Annotated in this window: 21 protein-coding genes; 19 read left to right on the top strand and 2 right to left on the bottom strand. The window is 40.5% G+C overall.

From position 1 onward, the window contains the following. Positions 1-12 precede the first annotated feature (12 nt). The 18 genes from pxpB to IQ283_RS12645 all read left to right on the top strand — a co-directional run bounded on the left by pxpB (position 13) and on the right by IQ283_RS12645 (position 14111). Positions 13-759, top strand: coding sequence for a 5-oxoprolinase subunit PxpB (gene pxpB, locus IQ283_RS12560; RefSeq protein ID WP_194220487.1), 747 nt, complete (start codon positions 13-15; stop codon positions 757-759). After that, positions 746-1519 carry a LamB/YcsF family protein gene (locus IQ283_RS12565; protein ID WP_194220488.1) on the top strand — a complete coding sequence of 258 codons (774 nt, stop codon included), beginning with the start codon at positions 746-748 and terminating at the stop codon, positions 1517-1519. The genes pxpB and IQ283_RS12565 overlap by 14 nt, the downstream gene beginning before the upstream one ends. Further along, positions 1512-2462 carry a biotin-dependent carboxyltransferase family protein gene (locus IQ283_RS12570; protein WP_242057339.1) on the top strand — a complete coding sequence of 317 codons (951 nt, stop codon included), beginning with the start codon at positions 1512-1514 and terminating at the stop codon, positions 2460-2462. The genes IQ283_RS12565 and IQ283_RS12570 overlap by 8 nt, the downstream gene beginning before the upstream one ends. Before the next feature lie 13 nt (positions 2463-2475). Further along, positions 2476-2952 (top strand): acetyl-CoA carboxylase biotin carboxyl carrier protein, encoded by a 477-nt coding sequence (gene accB, locus IQ283_RS12575; RefSeq protein WP_194220490.1) that lies wholly within the window; start codon positions 2476-2478, stop codon positions 2950-2952. Between the two features lie 10 nt (positions 2953-2962). Next, positions 2963-4309: an acetyl-CoA carboxylase biotin carboxylase subunit gene (accC, locus tag IQ283_RS12580; RefSeq protein ID WP_194220491.1), complete on the top strand. Its 1347-nt coding sequence runs from the start codon at positions 2963-2965 to the stop codon at positions 4307-4309. A 13-nt stretch (positions 4310-4322) separates the two neighbouring features. Next, on the top strand, positions 4323-5075 hold the full coding sequence (locus IQ283_RS12585; RefSeq protein ID WP_242057340.1) for a putative hydro-lyase: 753 nt from the start codon (positions 4323-4325) through the stop codon (positions 5073-5075). Between the two features lie 172 nt (positions 5076-5247). After that, positions 5248-5442, top strand: coding sequence for a hypothetical protein (locus IQ283_RS12590; RefSeq protein WP_194220493.1), 195 nt, complete (start codon positions 5248-5250; stop codon positions 5440-5442). Between the two features lie 26 nt (positions 5443-5468). Continuing rightward, positions 5469-5615: a hypothetical protein gene (locus tag IQ283_RS12595; protein ID WP_194220494.1), complete on the top strand. Its 147-nt coding sequence runs from the start codon at positions 5469-5471 to the stop codon at positions 5613-5615. A 278-nt stretch (positions 5616-5893) separates the two neighbouring features. Beyond that, entirely contained in the window at positions 5894-6274 is a 381-nt protein-coding gene (locus tag IQ283_RS12600) for a hypothetical protein (protein WP_194220495.1), read from the top strand. Between the two features lie 38 nt (positions 6275-6312). After that, entirely contained in the window at positions 6313-6819 is a 507-nt protein-coding gene (locus IQ283_RS12605) for a GNAT family N-acetyltransferase (RefSeq protein ID WP_194220496.1), read from the top strand. Between the two features lie 338 nt (positions 6820-7157). Then, positions 7158-9257, top strand: coding sequence for a BglG family transcription antiterminator (locus IQ283_RS12610; protein ID WP_194220497.1), 2100 nt, complete (start codon positions 7158-7160; stop codon positions 9255-9257). After that, entirely contained in the window at positions 9254-9745 is a 492-nt protein-coding gene (locus tag IQ283_RS12615) for a PTS sugar transporter subunit IIA (RefSeq protein ID WP_194220498.1), read from the top strand. The genes IQ283_RS12610 and IQ283_RS12615 overlap by 4 nt, the downstream gene beginning before the upstream one ends. Beyond that, positions 9742-10026 (top strand): PTS sugar transporter subunit IIB, encoded by a 285-nt coding sequence (locus IQ283_RS12620; RefSeq protein ID WP_194220499.1) that lies wholly within the window; start codon positions 9742-9744, stop codon positions 10024-10026. The genes IQ283_RS12615 and IQ283_RS12620 overlap by 4 nt, the downstream gene beginning before the upstream one ends. Positions 10027-10091: 65 nt before the next feature. Further along, entirely contained in the window at positions 10092-10376 is a 285-nt protein-coding gene (locus tag IQ283_RS12625; protein WP_194220500.1) for a PTS sugar transporter subunit IIB, read from the top strand. 76 nt (positions 10377-10452) lie between these two features. After that, positions 10453-11712, top strand: coding sequence for a galactitol-specific PTS transporter subunit IIC (locus IQ283_RS12630; protein ID WP_194220501.1), 1260 nt, complete (start codon positions 10453-10455; stop codon positions 11710-11712). 47 nt (positions 11713-11759) lie between these two features. Then, positions 11760-12791: a zinc-binding dehydrogenase gene (locus tag IQ283_RS12635; RefSeq protein WP_194220502.1), complete on the top strand. Its 1032-nt coding sequence runs from the start codon at positions 11760-11762 to the stop codon at positions 12789-12791. 69 nt (positions 12792-12860) lie between these two features. Beyond that, entirely contained in the window at positions 12861-13010 is a 150-nt protein-coding gene (locus tag IQ283_RS12640) for a hypothetical protein (protein WP_194220503.1), read from the top strand. A 42-nt stretch (positions 13011-13052) separates the two neighbouring features. Next, entirely contained in the window at positions 13053-14111 is a 1059-nt protein-coding gene (locus tag IQ283_RS12645; protein ID WP_194220504.1) for a galactitol-1-phosphate 5-dehydrogenase, read from the top strand. A 221-nt stretch (positions 14112-14332) separates the two neighbouring features. On the opposite strand, the gene dacB is transcribed toward IQ283_RS12645, so the two are convergent. Both dacB and guaC read right to left on the bottom strand, forming a co-directional pair. Further along, positions 14333-15820, bottom strand: a complete 1488-nt coding sequence (gene dacB / locus IQ283_RS12650) for a D-alanyl-D-alanine carboxypeptidase/D-alanyl-D-alanine endopeptidase (protein ID WP_194220505.1) — start codon at positions 15818-15820, stop codon at positions 14333-14335. A 269-nt stretch (positions 15821-16089) separates the two neighbouring features. Beyond that, complete coding sequence (guaC, locus tag IQ283_RS12655; protein ID WP_194220506.1) at positions 16090-17073, bottom strand: GMP reductase; 984 nt, start codon at positions 17071-17073, stop codon at positions 16090-16092. A 249-nt stretch (positions 17074-17322) separates the two neighbouring features. Here guaC and IQ283_RS12660 point away from each other — a divergent pair, with 249 nt between their 5' ends. Beyond that, complete coding sequence (locus tag IQ283_RS12660; RefSeq protein WP_194220507.1) at positions 17323-17754, top strand: VOC family protein; 432 nt, start codon at positions 17323-17325, stop codon at positions 17752-17754. Positions 17755-17770: the final 16 nt, after the last annotated feature.

Here is a 17770-nt window from a genome sequence, read left to right on the forward strand (position 1 = left end):
GGAGGAACATGTGTGAAACTTGATTATTATCCGCTTGGTGATACGGGCATTCAGCTTGTATTTGGTACCGAGATATCAGAAGAAACGAATCAGAAAATAAGAATGTTTGCAGACGAACTTGCAAAGCACCCTATTAATGGAGTCGAAGAATGGGTGCCAGCTTATACAACGTTAACGATTTATTATCTTCCAAGCAAAATTTCTTACAGTACACTGAAAGAAAAGCTTGAAGACATGAACGAACAACAACATGGAAGAGAAGCAGAATCTGCTTCTCTTGTTTATATCATCCCAACCTATTATGGGGATGAAGTAGGATCCGATTTGGAGTTTGTAGCGGAGCATAACGGATTAAGTAAAGAAGAAGTGATCTCAATTCACGCAGATAAAGATTACCTTATTTACATGATGGGCTTTGTTCCTGGATTCCCTTATCTAGGAGGAATGTCTGAAGAAATCGCAACGCCAAGACGTGAAAACCCACGTGCTGAAATAGAACCTGGATCTGTTGGGATTGCTGGAGCTCAAACGGGCGTTTATCCGCTAGAGTCACCTGGTGGCTGGCAGCTTATTGGACAAACGCCTGTTAAGCTATATGACCCGACAAGTGAGGATCCGATTTTATTAGAATCAGGTCATTACTTACGTTTTGTTTCTGTTAGTAAAACAGAGTTTCTAGAAATTAAAGAAGCAATTAAGCGTGGAGACTATGTCGTTGAAACCGAAGAGAAGAAGGTGGGATATCATGAAGTCAGTTGATTTAAATAGTGATTTAGGAGAAAGCTTTGGGGCGTACAAAATCGGTAATGATGAGAATGTTCTTCCTTTTATTTCATCAGCCAATATCGCGTGCGGTTATCATGCGGGGGATCATAACGTCATGATGAAAACAGTTGAGTTAGCCAAGTCTCTTGGGGTTTCTATTGGTGCACATCCGGGATTTCCTGACCTCGGAGGGTTTGGCAGGCGAGATATGAACATGTCACCTGATGAGGTATATAATCTCGTCGCATATCAAGTCGGTGCCATTCAGGGTGTTGCGAATGTCCATCAAGCCACTGTTTATCACGTGAAGCCTCACGGTGCGCTTTATAATAAAGCATCGAAAGATTCTGCTATTGCCAAAGCGATTGCAAACGCTATCTATGCTGTTAACCCTGATCTCGTTTTATACGGATTGGCAGGAAGCGAATTAGTGAAGGCAGGAAAAGCATGCGGGTTAACCGTAGCGGAAGAAGTTTTCGCTGATCGCACGTACCAGCAAGATGGTACGCTGACTCCAAGAACGGAGCCGAATGCGATGATTCATGATGCGGACGAAGCTGTGGAACGAGTCATTCGCATGATAACGGAAGGGAAAGTAACCGCCGTCAATGGCAGCGATATTAGCATTCAAGCTGATACGATTTGCGTGCACGGAGATGAGCCTGAGGCGCTGCTTTTTGTTCAAAAATTGAGAGAACGTATCGAGGAAAATGGAATAGAGATCAAGCGTGTTGGAGTGAATGCCAGTGTCTAACTCACTATTTAAAGTAAAAAAATCAGGTCTTTTATCCACCATTCAGGACGAGGGGAGAAAAGGGTATCAGCAGTATGGCATTGTTGTATCAGGAGCCATGGATTCTTTTTCAATGAATATCGCTAATTTTCTTGTTGGTAACAAAGGGAATGAAGCGGTTCTTGAAGTAACGGTTATGGGCCCTGTTTTAGAAGTGTTAAATCATGCTGTTATAGCGATCTGTGGCGGTAACCTTTCCCCAAAAGTGAACGGTGAAAAGGTTCAAATGTGGAAGAGCTTCGAAGTAAAAGAAGGGGATCGGCTAGAATTTGGGCAGCCGCTTTCAGGAGCAAGGTCATATATCAGCGTCGCAGGCGGCTACGATGTTCCATTCGTTATGGGCAGTAAATCAACTTATTTAAAAGCAGGGATTGGCGGTATTGAAGGACGAGCTCTTGAAAAAGGTGACGTGCTTTATCGTGCAGAAGAATTCAAAGGAGTTAGCGGACGTGCCCTTCACCCTGAAGAAATTCCTGACTATCATAAAGAGCTCGATATACGCGTCGTCATGGGCCCTCATGCTTTTACTGAAAAAGGGACCGATACCTTTCTATCTACTCCTTATGAAGTGACGCCGCAATCAGATCGAATGGGCTTTCGCTTGAAAGGTGAGAAAATCGAGCACGCGGGCTCGGCCGATATTATTTCTGAAGCGATTCCGCTTGGCGGGATTCAAGTGCCTGCTAGTGGCGATCCGATCATTCTTATGTCAGATCGCCAGACAACCGGCGGTTATACACGAATCGCCACTGTTATCTCAAGTGACATTCCATATCTCGCTCAAGCGATGCCAGGTAGTACGATTCGTTTTCGTGAAGTAACTGTAGAAGAAGCGCAAGAAGCTTATGAAGAGAATGATCGTTTTATCCGTACGTTAGGTAAAGTGTCTAATCCCCGTCGATAAAGGAGAATACAACATGTTAAGTTCAAAAGAAATTATTGAAATGATTAAATATGTGGATGGTTCAACTGTAGATGAGGTTCATTATGAACATGATAGCTTCGTAGTAAAAGTGAAAAACCAGAATCCTTACGGAGATGGCCAAGTTAAAAGAGAAGAGCAGGAGTCTGCTAATGTCACACCAACGGCCGTAGAGGAGCGCGGGCAGGGTAATGTTATCCCGAGTCAAGACGAGGAAGAGATCTCAGAAAGCACTCATACCGTTACGTCACCAATGGTTGGGATGTTCTACTCCTCACCTTCACCTGATGATCCCGCCTTTATCCAAGTAGGGGATGCTGTTCAGGAAGAAACCGTTGTTTGTGTACTAGAAGCGATGAAGATGTTCAATGATGTGCAAGCAGATGTGAATGGAGAAATCATCGAAATTCTTGTCGAGAATGGTGACCTTGTTGAATTTGGTCAACCGCTATTCTTAGTAAAGCCAGAATAGGAGGGATCAGATGGGTATTCATAAAGTACTAATTGCAAATCGAGGCGAGATCGCCGTTCGCATTATTCGCGCCTGCCACGAGCTAAACCTTACTGCTGTAGCGGTATATTCAGAAGCGGATCGGGACGCGCTTCATGTTCAACTAGCAGATGAGAGCTACTGTATTGGACCAACAGCTTCAAGTGAAAGCTACTTAAATGTTGGGAATATCATGACTGTTGCTATAAATAGTGGTGTAGATGCCATTCATCCGGGATACGGTTTTCTTGCAGAAAATGCAAGTTTTGCAGAGATCTGCGAAGACTGTGACATTGCGTTTATTGGTCCTAGTAAAGAGGCCATTAATCGCATGGGAACGAAGGATGTTGCGCGAGCGACGATGGAAGAAGCGGGCGTTCCAGTAGTCCCGGGTTCAGACGGCATTATTGAAACGAAAGAAGAAGCGCTTGAGCTTGCGAGTGAAATGGGATATCCCATTATTATTAAAGCAACTGCAGGCGGTGGCGGCAAAGGAATTCGAGTCGTACACGAGGAAGAAGAACTGATTAAAGCGATCAACATGACACAGCAGGAAGCAGAGAAAGCATTTGGTAATCCAGGAGTCTATATTGAAAAGTTTATAGAGGATTTTCGCCATATCGAAATCCAAATTATTGCGGATCTCTACGGAAACGTCATTCATCTAGGTGAGCGAGACTGCTCGATTCAAAGACGTATGCAGAAGCTCGTTGAAGAAACACCTTCACCTGCTTTAGATCAATCAATTCGTGAAGCAATGGGAGAAGCGGCTGTTCGGGCAGCTAAAGCTGTGAATTACGCTGGGGCAGGAACAGTCGAGTTTATTTATGACCATAATGGAAACTACTATTTCATGGAGATGAATACTAGAATCCAGGTGGAGCATCCCGTAACAGAAATGGTCACCGGGGTTGATTTGATTAAAGAACAAATCAGAGTGGCCGATGGAGAAAGACTTTCCCTCACACAGGATGAAGTGATTTTGAAGGGATGGTCAATTGAATGCCGCATCAATGCAGAAGATCCTGAGAACGGATTTATGCCATCACCTGGGAAAGTAGAAACGTATTTACCTCCAGGCGGTTTTGGCGTGAGAGTTGATTCAGCCGTTTATCCAGGCTACGTGATTCCTCCGTTTTATGACTCGATGGTAGCGAAACTTATTACATACGGCGCTACTCGTGAGGAAGCGATGCAGCGTATGAAGCGGGCACTCAGTGAATTTATGATCAAAGGTGTGAAAACAACGATTCCCTTTCATCAAAAATTACTAAGGCATGAGAAGTTCGTTGAAGGTGATTTTAATACAAAGTTTCTTGAGATCTATAAAGAGCTATAAAGGAGATGACGTGTTGGAACCCTGTACACAGCGACATCAGTATCGTGAAAATCTAGATAGTGAAACGACATCAGGTAAATGTGATGGCTACTTACAGGCAAATATGATTACGCTTCCGGCTGAGTATGCGTTCGAGTTTCTTCTATTTTGTCAGCGCAATCCAAAGCCTTGCCCTGTCGTGGATGTACTTGAAGCAGGTCAAGTTACACCTCGTATTGCTGATGCCGACATTCGAACAGATCTGCCCAAGTATCGCATTTATAAAAATGGCGAGCTAGAAAGGGAAGTACTTGATTTAAAAGACGTCTGGCAAGATAATTTCGTTACGTTTCTGCTTGGATGCAGCTTTACATTCGAGCGAGCGCTCGTTGAAAAAGGGATCAGCTTGTTGCACCAGGAAATGAACCGCGTTGTTCCGATGTATCAAACGACGATTCCTTGTGAAGACGCGGGTCGCTTTAATGGGGAGATGGTTGTAAGCATGAGAGCGATTAACAAAGAAGAGCTCGATGAAACGATACGCATCACATCGAAGTTTCCGCTGGCGCACGGAGCGCCGATTCATGTGGGCCATCCATCAGAAATAGGCATTGAAAACATAGAGAATCCTGATTACGGGGAATTTACCCCTTTTGATGAAGAAGAGCGAATCCCAGTTTTCTGGGCGTGTGGCGTTACACCTCAATATGTTGGGTTAAACGTGAAGCCTGAGATGATGATCACGCATGCGCCAGGACACATGCTGATTACGGATCAAAAAGAATAGCAGCCAGTATTTTGATGAAAGAAGTTCGATTCGTTAGCGCAGTTAGTAAGCTGTGCTAGCGATTGAACTTTTTTTGATTGTCTTCGTTATGAGAGAGTAGGTCATTTAGATCATATGATAAAATAAAAGAGATCAATTGAACGTTTCGCCAAAAGTGGGAGGGGTGTAAATCATGACAATTGTTAGCTTCTTACTTATTGGTTGGATCTTAAGCTGGTTTAAATTTGAGGAGCTGTTTATTCAAGCTTTTCAAGAGCTTTTTAATAAAACGATTACGAAAGCAAGCTACTACTTTATTTTTTTCTGTATCGGTTTGATCGGAGATATTGTGCTTCTATTGAATGGAACTTTTTTTGAAATGATGTAGCTATAAATAAAGGTGGAGAGCACGAAATGGTTAGAAGATCAATTGGGGACGTAGCTGGGTTATACAATCTATTATTAGCACTCGGAGCCATTTCGACAGGCGTTTATATGTTAGGTGGCATGGGCTTTTTTTCTAGTTATCCACCGGAATGGCAGGGGATTCTTCCTTTTTAAAATTGAGGAGTGCTCGCCCTTATTACGATCGTATTGTTTGGGTTTGGCAATGTTACGGCATTGATAACCAGCTTTACCAGGAAGCATAGTAAATCCTATCAATTCTCTCTTCTAAGAGTCATCTAAATGACATTAGGTTCTTTTGTCTTCGCTTTTCAAAAGAATAAATCTTAGTGAAAAGTCACTTCCAAAATAGGAATGGCTTTTTTATTTTATAACATTACGAATGACAAAATGACGTAAAAGTGAAAAAATGGAAAACGGAGGTGTTAACTATAATGACGAAAGCTAACCGGCTATCTGTTGCGATGTTTTGTCTCATATTGATCAGTATAGGAACAGTGATGATCTTTATTTATTGGCGAGATGGATACGCGTATTCAAGCGAAATGGTGCTCGGGTGTTTAGGTGTCTTTTTTCTCTCTATTTTGTACTTTGTAGTTTTAACTATTTGGAAAATGAGACTGCTAAACAAGTACGAATTAAAAGAGAGGACGGGCACATTTCTCAAATGGTTTGCGGGTCTAAGCGTCATGAATCTGTTGTTCTCTTATTTTACTGCATCGGATATAACCGGATATGAATTTTTCACCTCATTTGGACTAGCGGTGGGCATCGCATTTAGTGATGTGATGTTTCTCAAAAAGAAATCTTATTAGATAAACATTGAAATTCATTTGAAAAAGGAGGATACATAATGAATGTTGCACTTCGATTGGTTAATAAAGATGATCTTCCGTTGATTCAAAAATACGTCTCCTCTGAAGCCGTTTCTAGGATGACAAACGTTCCTGATCCCTACCCACCTAATGGCGCAGAAAAGTGGTTTGCGATCGTATCAGAAGAACATAAAGCAGGAAAGCACTTCCCATTCGCCATCGTCGTTGATGGTAATTTCGCTGGAAGTATTTCAGTCAGACGTGAAAGGGAGGGCGTCGGTGCGATCGATTATTGGGTAGCACCACCTTTTTGGAAGCGGAGCATTGGTACAAAAGCAGCTGAGCGTGCAATTGAGTTTGGGAAAAAGGAACTTGGCTTCACGATGTTTGAAACGGTTTGTCTTGTTGAAAACAGAGGATCCGCTCGAGTGCTTGAAAAGGTAGGGTTTCAGGAAGGGAAGGAATTTCAAATTCGAATTGGAGAAAAGCATGAGGGGAAAATGGCGAGGACGTACGATTTGAATTCATTATGGTCTAGTATATAAATAGAGACAGTCTGATAATATTATCAATTTTAGTAGGCTATGGAAGAAATCCTTAAATATAGGTCAAGGAACTCCTAGAGGAGTTCTTTTTTTTGCAATTTTCTTGGTTGTAAATAAAGATAAACAAACGAACAATCCGACTAATAACTTAATAGCAGCAATTGGTGATAAATTATATAATTATAATTTGTTACCAATTCCTAGATGTTACTAACGATCAAAGTATGAACGTTTTTAAATCACGACGTTGTACATAAACTGTCCGACAATTTGGGATGAAAGCGTAATCATTGAAAGTGTGTTGGGTGCTACAATAAATATTGAAAGGGGGGCTACAGTTGTCAAATAGTGATAGAAGCAAGCTAATATTGGAGGAATTAATTAGTAATCCGAGGATCACTAGTATGGCTTTAGAGAAGAAATATAACTTAACTCGTAGACAACTTGGTTACAGCGTTAACAAAGTGAATGAATGGCTGTTGACTAAGAACCTTCCAGTAATCGAGCGAACAAGACAGGGGCACTTCATCATTGATCAAGAGGTTTTTACGACTCTTACCGGTGATGAGAAAGAACCTTCCATAACAACCGCAGTTCTACCAGAGAAGCAACGAGTGTATCTCATTATATTGATGCTGTTAAGTTACGAGGAAGAGCTTTCACTGAATCATTTTACAAGCGAACTAGCGGTAAGTAAGAATACGGTTTTAAGTGATATGAAGCAGGTTCAATCTTTTCTAGATGACTATCATTTGATTATTCGATATTCCAGGAAAAGCGGTTACGTGTTGGAAGGGAAAGAGTTTCAAATTCGTAAGCTACTCATTAATGTTACTTATATGTTGCTTCAATATCATGGGGGAAGGGTGATTTTGAAGAACTTAGCTAAGATTGAAGAAAGTGAAGTCGATGAGTTTATGAAACGAATTGAGAAGATTGAGACTACATTGAACTTGAAATTCACGGATGAAAAGATTGGTACGATGCCATATGTTTTCATTTTGATTCTAAAACGAATTCAACATGGTCGGATACTTCAATCATTTTCAATTAAATATGAAAATTTATCTAACACAAAGGAATATCAGGCTACTGAAGAAATATTCCGTCATTCCAATGTTGAAATACCAGTGGAAGAAAGATTGTTTTGTACTCTGCACTTATTAACATCGAATGTATACTGGTCAGAATATCTAACCGAAGCTGATACGATTCCTGACTTAGTACCTGCAATCGATACGATGCTCGAGCTTTTTGAGAAGAGTACTTGCATTTATTTTCAAAACAAGGAGCAATTGCTAAATAACTTATTACAGCATATTAAACCAGCCTATTACCGCATCAAATACCACCTTACTGACACCATTGAGATTCATAACTCTTTGAGTAAAGAATTCAAGGAGTTACATCATTTGATAAAACGGTGTATTGGGCCACTCGAAAAACTAATTGGTAGTAAAGCTCCTGAGAATGAAACTGCGTATATCACAATGTTAATTGGCGGATGGATGAGAAGACAGGGCGATAGCATTGAGAAGAAAATAAAAGCAATTGTCGTATGTCCACAAGGTGTCTCAGTATCAGGACTCATGTTTAATGAGTTAAGAGAGTTATTTCCGGAATTTGTATTTCTTGATTCCTTATCAGTGCGAGGGTTTCAAGAGTACGATCTAGAGTACGATATTGTCTTCTCCCCGACATTTCTTGAAACTGAAAAAAAGTTGTTTGTTTCAAAAGCTTTTCTTGGTCGGGATGAGCAATATCGTTTACGAAAGCAAGTCATGTTAGAACTATATGGTTACATTCCAAACGATATAAACGTTAACCATCTTATCGATATTATTAGAAATCATACGGTGATAAAGAATGAAGAAGAGCTTACCCGAGATCTACAATCGTATATCAATCGTGAGGAAGAATCCTCAGTGAAACACACTGTGAAAAAGCTGGATAGTCATTTACATGAGCTCATTCTCCCCGAGTATATTACGAAGAGAAAATCAGTTGGTTCATGGGAAGAAGCGATTCGAATTAGCTCAGAGCCATTGATTCGGAAAGGTCATATTGAACCTAAATATGTAGAGGCGATGCTTCATCGGACAAGTGAGGATCCATATATCGTTATTGGCTCAAACGTTGCGATCCCCCATGCAGCTCCTGATGAAGGCGTGAACGAAGTTGGAATGAGCTTATTGAAATTAGAAAATGGAGTAGCTTTTACTTCGGAATACAAAATCAACCTAATTATTGTTATCGCAGCGGTAGATAAGCAGAAACATATTCATGCGTTGATGCAACTTATGAAGCTTGCTGGTTCTGAAGTTGATCGAAATCGAGTGATTCACTCTGATTCAGTTGAAGAGATTCATGAAATAATCAAAAGCTATTCTAAAGAACAGAACGTTGTAACTGAAAAAGTTAATGAGGTGAAAAGATGAGTGAGTTATTTTTTGATGAATCTGTCATTCTTCTGGATCTAGAATGTTCAGTAAAAGAAGAAGTACTAACCACAATGGGCCAGAATCTGGTGAACAAAAATCTCGTGAAGGAAAGCTTTATTGATGCCATTATCGCAAGAGAAATTGAATTTGCTACTGGATTACCAACAGCTGGTATATCAGTTGCGATTCCCCATACAGACGTCCATCACGTTAATCGAAAGACGATTAGTATGGGTGTGTTGAATGAAACAGTAGATTTTGGAGTGATGGGGGATGACAGTGAAACCACTCCTGTGAAATTAGTATTCATGCTTGCAATGGATGAAACTCATTCACAACTTTCATTATTGCAACAGTTAATGCAGGTATTTCAGAGTGAAGAAACGTTACAGTATCTGGTGACAGAGAAGGATAAGACAACAATTAAACAGATAATTAAAAAGAAAATAATATTTGATTCCCTTGAAGGAGATGAGAAAGAATGAAAAAGAAACAAGTATTAGTAGCATGTGGAGCAGGTATTGCGACATCAACAATCGTGAATGGAGCTATTGAAGAAATGGCCAAAGAACATCAGCTAAAAGTGGATCTTATTCAGATCAAAATCACTGAAGTGGGTAGTTACGTAGACACGGCAGATTTGCTTGTCACAACGGCTATGACGAAAAAAGAATATTCGTTCCCAGTCATCAATGCTCGTTCTTTTCTAACTGGAATCGGAACGGATGACACGAAACAGAAAATTCTTGAAGAGCTAAAAAAATAATCAGAAACAAATAGAGTTTGTTACTTAGGATCATTAATTTCTATTTGAAAGGGAGATGAGAAAGAATGAAAAAGAAACAAGTATTAGTAGCATGTGGAGCAGGTATTGCGACATCAACAATCGTGAATGGAGCTATTGAAGAAATGGCAAAAGAACATCAACTTAAATTAGACCTCGTTCAAATCAAAATCACCGAAGTGGGTGGTTACGCTGACACGGCAGATTTGCTTGTGACAACGGCCATGACGAAGAAAGAATATCCGTTTCCAGTCATTAATGCCCGTTCATTCCTAACAGGAATCGGGACGGATGATACGAAGAAGAAAATACTTGAAGAGCTGAAGAGGTAGAGTGGAAGTGCAATGAATTCACTTCATTTATTAGAAGATAAGTAGATTAATTTCATAATGTTGGGAGGCAAAGTTGATGGAAGGATTCGTCAATATCGTACAAGGCTTTTTAGATTTAGGTGCAACCGTTATCTTGCCAGTAGCTATCTTCTTACTGGGTTTATTATTCGGCCAGAAACCGGGTAAAGCGTTTCGGTCAGGCTTAACGATCGGTGTAGCTTTTGTTGGGATCTTTTTAGTAGTTGATTTGCTTGTGAATAATTTGGGACCTGCAGCGCAGGGGATGGTAGATCGATTAGGGGTCGAACTAAATGTGATTGATGTCGGTTGGCCAGCGTCCTCATCTATTGCCTGGGCATCAGGTGTTGCGGCATTCATTATCCCGCTCGGTTTACTAGTGAACGTGATTATGCTAGTGACGAAAACAACTAAGACGATGAATGTGGATATTTGGAACTTCTGGCACTATACCTTCATGGCTGCAATGGTATACGCCATCTCAGGTAGCATCATTCAAAGTCTAATCGCTGCAGTGATATTCCAGGTTATCGCACTTAAAGTTGCGGACTGGACAGCACCAATGGTAAGCGAATTCTTTGAACTACCAGGAGTGTCTATCGCCACAGGAAGTACGATTTCTTATGCACCAGGTATCTTTTTAGTAAAATTATTACAAAGAACCCCAGTCGTGAAAAATTGGAATGCAGATCCGGATACGATCCAAAAACGCTTTGGTATTTTCGGAGAGTCAATCTTTATTGGACTTTTTCTAGGTGCCGTCATTGGTATTCTAGCAGGCTATAGCGTTGGTGATGTAATTGAAATCGGTATGGCAATGGCAGCCGTTATGGTCTTGATGCCTCGTATGGTAAAGATCTTAATGGAAGGGCTAATGCCAGTCTCGGAATCTGCAAGAGAATGGTTATCGAAACGGTTTGGTGATAGAGAAATACATATCGGTCTTGATGCAGCAGTAGCGCTGGGACATCCGGCAGTTATTTCGACAGCTCTTATTCTTGTACCGGTTACCGTTGCTTTAGCAGTTATTCTCCCTGGTAATGCGCTATTACCTTTTGGTGACTTAGCTACGATTCCGTTCGTAGTGGCATTTATTGTCGGTGCTGCAAGAGGGAATATCGTTCATTCCGTTATCGTAGGTACGATTATGATCGGAATTTCGCTCTATATAGCAACAGACGTCGCTCCGATGTTTACCCAAATGGCAATCAATGCTGATTTCAATATGCCTGAAGGTTCAACCAAAATTTCTAGCATCGATCAGGGTGGTAACTTAGTCAACTGGCTTATCTATAAAGTGTTTAGCTTGTTTAATTAATTCTATGATCTCGAATTATAATGCTAGATTGACCAGGAGGAATGTATATGAAGGCTTTAGTGAAAACAGCACCTGGATTTGGGAATTTAGACATTCAAGAAAAAGAAGAACCCGCTGTAGCGAAAGATTTAGTGAAAATTGAAGTGAAATACGCTGGAATCTGTGGATCAGATATTCACACTTATGAAGGGCATTATAAGGTTCGGTTCCCTGTTACACTTGGACATGAGTTTTCTGGAGAAGTGATTGAAGTAGGACCAAATGTTACAGAATTCAACGTTGGAGATCGAGTTACTTCCGAAACTACTTTTTATATTTGTGGTGAATGTGAGTATTGTAAGTCTGGTGATTATAACTTATGCAATTATCGTAAGGGGTTGGGAACCCAGCAAGATGGTGGGTTTGCTAACTATTTAATTGCACACAAAGATAGTGTCCATATTCTCCCTGATAATGTTGATTATAGGTCAGCAGCTATGACCGAACCCCTCGCATGTACGCATCATGCTGTAACAAAAACGAATATCATAAATGGGGATATAGTCGTTGTAATGGGGCCAGGACCGATTGGTTTGTTTACGGCCCAGGTGGCAAAAAGTAGAGGAGCAATCGTATTAATTACGGGCCTTACGAACGACAAAGTCCGTTTGGAGAAAGCGAAAGAACTAGGCATCGATTATGTAGTGAATATCCAAGAAGACAACATTCGAGAACTGGTTAATAGCCTTACAGATGGGTACGGTGCAGATGTCGTATTTGAATGTTCCGGAGCTGTTCCAGCAGCCAAACAGGGGTTAGATCTTTTGAGGAAGAAGGGACAATATGCACAAGTTGGTATTTTCGCTAACCCTGAAGTTCAATTTGATCTTGAAAAAATCATTCAAAAGGAAATTCGCGTGATCGGAAGTAGAAGCCAGAATTCAGCTGACTGGGAGCCGTCTCTAGAGTTAATTAATAACGGAAGCGTCAAAGCGAACTCTTTAGTCACACACGAATTTGATATTACTCAATGGGAAGAAGCTTATAAAGTGATTAAAAGTGGAGAAGCAATTAAAGTGTTATTGACTCCAGTCGGCTAATCATACAGAGTCAATAAACTGAAATTTTAGTTTATTGAGCGCAGGCTCATCAAGAAATGAGGGATAGGAATGACGGAAGCACTATTGGACTTTATGCTCGGACCATTTAGTATTGTCGGAGATTTCTACTTTGAACATCAAGTGACTTTTAATACAGTCATTGTTTGTGTGGCTTTCTATAAATTAAGCAGGCGAAGATCAGGAAATGAATCAGCATAAACGATTGATTAATAATAAATAAAAATAGAGAGAAGGATAAAGATGAAATCTCTCAACTTGTATAAAGAGCAAGATATTCGATTTGAAAACCTGTCTGAACCGATCATCGAGAATGAAGAAGACGTTATTATTAAGGTGAAAGCAGTTGGTATATGTGGCTCGGACATTTCCAGGTATAGGAAACTAGGGCCGTATGTACCTGGTATGACTTTTGGTCATGAGTTTGCAGGAGAAGTTTCGAAGGTTGGCTCGGAGGTTAGTCACGTTCAAGTAGGTGATCGAGTTGTCGGGTGTCCGACATTCTATTGCGGAGAATGTGAAAACTGCCAAAAAGGTGATCTAGCTCGTTGTGCTAAATTAACCGTGATTGGTGCACGTCACCCTGGTGCTTATGCAGAGTTTGTAAAATTACCTAAATCGCATATTATGCCTCTACCGAATAACGTTGATTACGATACTGCTGCACTTGTCGAGCCATCTTCCGTCGTAGCTCATGGTTTCTATCGTACGAGTATCAAGCCTGGTGCTGATGTCGCTGTTATGGGATGCGGAAGTATTGGATTACTAGCTGTTCAATGGGCAAAAATCTTCGGCGCAAAAAAAGTCTATGCAATTGACATCGACATGGCTAAGCTTAAAATTGCAAAAGAATTAGGCGCAGATGTCATTATTAATTCATTGGAAAAGCCTGCTCATGAACAGCTTATGGCATACACGAATGGTATTGGTGTCGATTTAGCTATAGAATCAGCAGGTTCTCCAGTTACCTCTTCTCAGGTATTTGCATTACCAAAAAAAGGTGGAGAAGTTGTGTTCATGGGTATTCCATATGCAGATATCAAAATAGAGCGTTTTTATTTTGAAAAGATAGTTCGAAATGAATTAAGGGTGCTAGGGTCTTGGAATGCTATATCTTCCCCATTCCCAGGCGAAGAATGGCATTCTTCAATTCACTATATGAGTACGGGTGAAATTAATGTAAAACCAATGATTTCACACAGGTTAGCTCTTGAAGATGGACCAGAAACCTTTGATAACATTATTAACAGAAAAGGCTCCTATGTGAAGGTTCTCTTTTATCCTGACAAGGAAAGAAAATAATGAAGTCTATTTTCTAAAATAAAATGGATGACGATTACCTCGAATGGGTAGAGGTAATTGTCATCCATTTTTAATTTCGAACAATGCAATATGCAATGCTGAGTTATTTCAGATATTTTTAATGATTGGTATGTGGTTATCGATCATTCCATAAATCCTGGGGTACTCATGTGTTTCAATTTTCTTTTTGCACTTCAAAACTGAGCGGCTTCCTGTGAATTTTATTCTTCTCCTTCTGTAGAGTACTCTGCCAGCACTATAGCGATTTCGTCTTCGATGTCCTTGATGTCATCTTCTTCAACAAATTGATTCAGTAAAATGGAAAAGACGAGACCGTTGCCTTGTTCCACATATCCTGAAAGGGAAGAGACGCCGGTTAATGATCCGGTTTTGGCATGGACGATTTGTTCTGCAGCTGTGTCTCTCATGCGATATCGTAGCGTACCGCCCTCAGATCGGTCTGAATCGCCTGCAATTGGAAGAGAACGATAAAAGGTGTCAAACCAGCTTTCGTTTTGGATGTTGAATAGAAATTTGGAAAGTTGATTTGGTTTAACTAATGTAACGTGAGAGATACCTGAACCGTCTCGCAGACGCATATCGTCGGTGTGAAGGCCTTGCTTTTGAAGAAAGTCTGTCACTACTTCCAATCCAGCTTCCCAACTGCCTTCATCTTTCTTCACTTTCCCCATCTCTTTCACTAATATTTCAGCATGACCATTATTACTTAGCTTCATAAATGGAATAAGAAGCTCCGATAATGCCATGGATTTCTTTTCAATGAGAAGAGTCGCATCTTCAGGTGTTTTGCTTTGTTGGATGCCACCCTTGAATTTAATTCCAGCTTCTTTTAGTGATTGGTTCATTAAGCTCAGCGCATATTGCGGGGGATCCCATACCGCAATCCATTCACGCTTACGTGAGGCATCTTCAGAAATTTCACCTTCTACTAAAATTGTATTCGATCCATGTTCTCGTGAAATAGTTAATTCGGCATCCTTGTCCGCTTTGACTGTTATGGCACGGTTTTCAACTGTTAGGACATCTGAAGAAGGTGAAAGTTGAACATCGGCTTGATCGCCAGGTTGTTTTCCTGGATAAACTTCAATAATGATCGTACCCGCGTCGTAATCTTCGTTTGGTGAAGCTGTTAACGCTGAAACTTTGGCTCCATAATAGTTGTCTTCATCCGACCACACCATGTCCTGTGAGAGAGCTTCTTCGTCATACCAGCTGTTATCGCCAATGAGATCGCCCTGTATCTTATGTACACCTTTTTCTTTTAAAGAGTGTGCAAGTTCATCAAAGTCTTCTTTAAGAAGGGTAGGGTCTCCTTTTCCTTTTAGATAAATGTTTCCTTTAAGGTTATTTTTTTTGAGTTCTCCATCAGTGAGCAGTTCAGTGCTAAACCGGTAGTCTGGACCAAGTGTTTCAAGTGCAGCTCCGGCGGTGAATAATTTCATATTAGAGGCAGGAGTGAGCCGGGTTTCGCCATAGTTCTCATAGATTAACTCACCTGTACTAGCCGCTCGGACGCTTATCCCTGCGATTGCGCCATCTAGAAGTTTATTTGATAGGATCTCATTTAACTGTGTTGAGAGAGTACTGTTTGTTTTGTCTGCACTTGCATCTTGATGAGAAGTGAGAGGGGGGAAGATAAGGAGGAATAGCAGCGATATGATTAAGCAACTTTTCAGTGTTTGTTTCAATTCATCATCTCCTCGTTGTTTAGTATGATCAAATATGGTTTCAACTAAAATACATTGTAGAAGGAACTCTACTTAATTTTGTTCACCTCCGTTTAATTAACTGAATGGTCGTTTCAATTTAAACCTTTCGTGTAACGCATTCAAATCCCCTTTCACTTCAATAAAGTTGAATCTTTTTACACATGCCTATCTGAGAAAAATAGTGAAATAAGCCTATAATCATTAAGACATAAAAAAGCAGCTGCATATTAGCAGCTGCATCCACTTTATTAATATACTTTATCCCCATTAAAAATGGAGTTCTTCACTACAACATAATCTACCGTACGAATCGATTCAAGCTTGTCTCCGCCTGAATAAGAAATGGCCGATTGAAGATCCTGCTCCATCTCTGTTAGCGTGTCTTGAAGATCTCCTTTATGCTCAACGAACATTTTCTTACCTTCAACGTTTTTCTTCTCACCTTTTTGGAATTCAGAGGCAGAACCGAAGTATTCTTTGTACAGCTTACCATCTCGTTCGAACGTTTCACCAGGTGATTCTTCGTGTCCTGCAAAGAGAGAACCGATCATCACCATCGAAGCGCCAAAACGAACGGATTTAGCGATATCGCCATGCGTCCGAATACCGCCATCTGCAATAATAGGTTTACTCGCTGCCTTGGCACACCAGCGTAGAGCGGCGAGCTGCCAGCCACCAGTACCAAAGCCGGTTTTAATCTTCGTAATGCACACCTTACCAGGTCCGATGCCGACTTTCGTAGCGTCAGCGCCTGCGTGCTCTAGCTCTCTGACAGCTTCAGGCGTGCCAACATTACCAGCAATCACAAAGCTTTCTGGCAGATGTTTCTTAATATGACCGATCATTTCAATGACCGCATTTGAATGCCCGTGGGCAATATCGATCGTAATATAGTCAGGTGCTAGGCCTTGCTCTTTAAGCTGTTCAATAAACGTGTATTCTTCCTCTTTGACGCCGACGCTAATAGATGTGATGAGCTCACGAGCGTTCATGTCTCGAATAAAAGAGATACGCTTTTCCGGTTCAAAACGGTGCATCACATAGAAATATCCTTTTTCAGCCAGAGTAACGGCAATTGTTTCATCAATAATCGTCTGCATGTTTGCAGGTACGACTGGCAATTTAAATGTATGCTTGCCAAGCTTAACGGAAGTATCACATTCTGATCGACTGTTTACAACACACTTAGCGGGAATTAGTTGAATATCTTCATAATCGAATACGTTTTCCATGAGATTCACTCCTAAAAACGAATAATACGTTTTAATTTAATTTAAATGTTCGTCCATTTGATAATTTACAGGAATTCATTGTAATTGTCAAAGATTTTCTTGAAATCCTTTACATATGAGGAGGGAAAGAAAGGGATTCGAACAACGAATATGGAAAAGTAGAAGAGGAATCAAAAGAAATATGTCTAGTGGAACAGTATAGTCATAAGCGTTTGCTAGAAAGAGTGAGCATAAAAGGGAGTTGGTCTTATGATTCGAGTTGGCAGTATTTTTATACCCGTAACGGATCTTGAAAAATCAGTAAAATGGTATGAAAAGCATCTAGGTATTCATAAAATTCAAGAGTGGGGAGGAGGATTGGCTGAAGGTGTCGGCTTCTATTTTCCAAATGATTCGACTCAGCTTGCGTTAGTACAAGTGGAGAACGTTCAGCCAACTGAATTTCATGTCAAAGCAGAACGTCGGAATAGCTATTTCAATTTTCTTGTTGATGATATTGAAGCTTTTTATGAGCAGCTCAATAAGAGCGGTGTTAAAACGAATGAGCTAGAACAATTTGGAGGCATGACATGTTTTGATTTCTTTGACCTCGATGATAATCCTTTTAGCGTGGTTAGTGAAGTGGTAGATTCTCCGTTTCATGCTGATCAAGTCAAAAAAATGCAGGGTATAAAACGATGAAGGAAAATGAAAAAAG

Source organism: Pseudalkalibacillus hwajinpoensis, from assembly GCF_015234585.1.
GTDB classification, from domain to species: domain Bacteria; phylum Bacillota; class Bacilli; order Bacillales; family Guptibacillaceae; genus Guptibacillus; species Guptibacillus hwajinpoensis_B.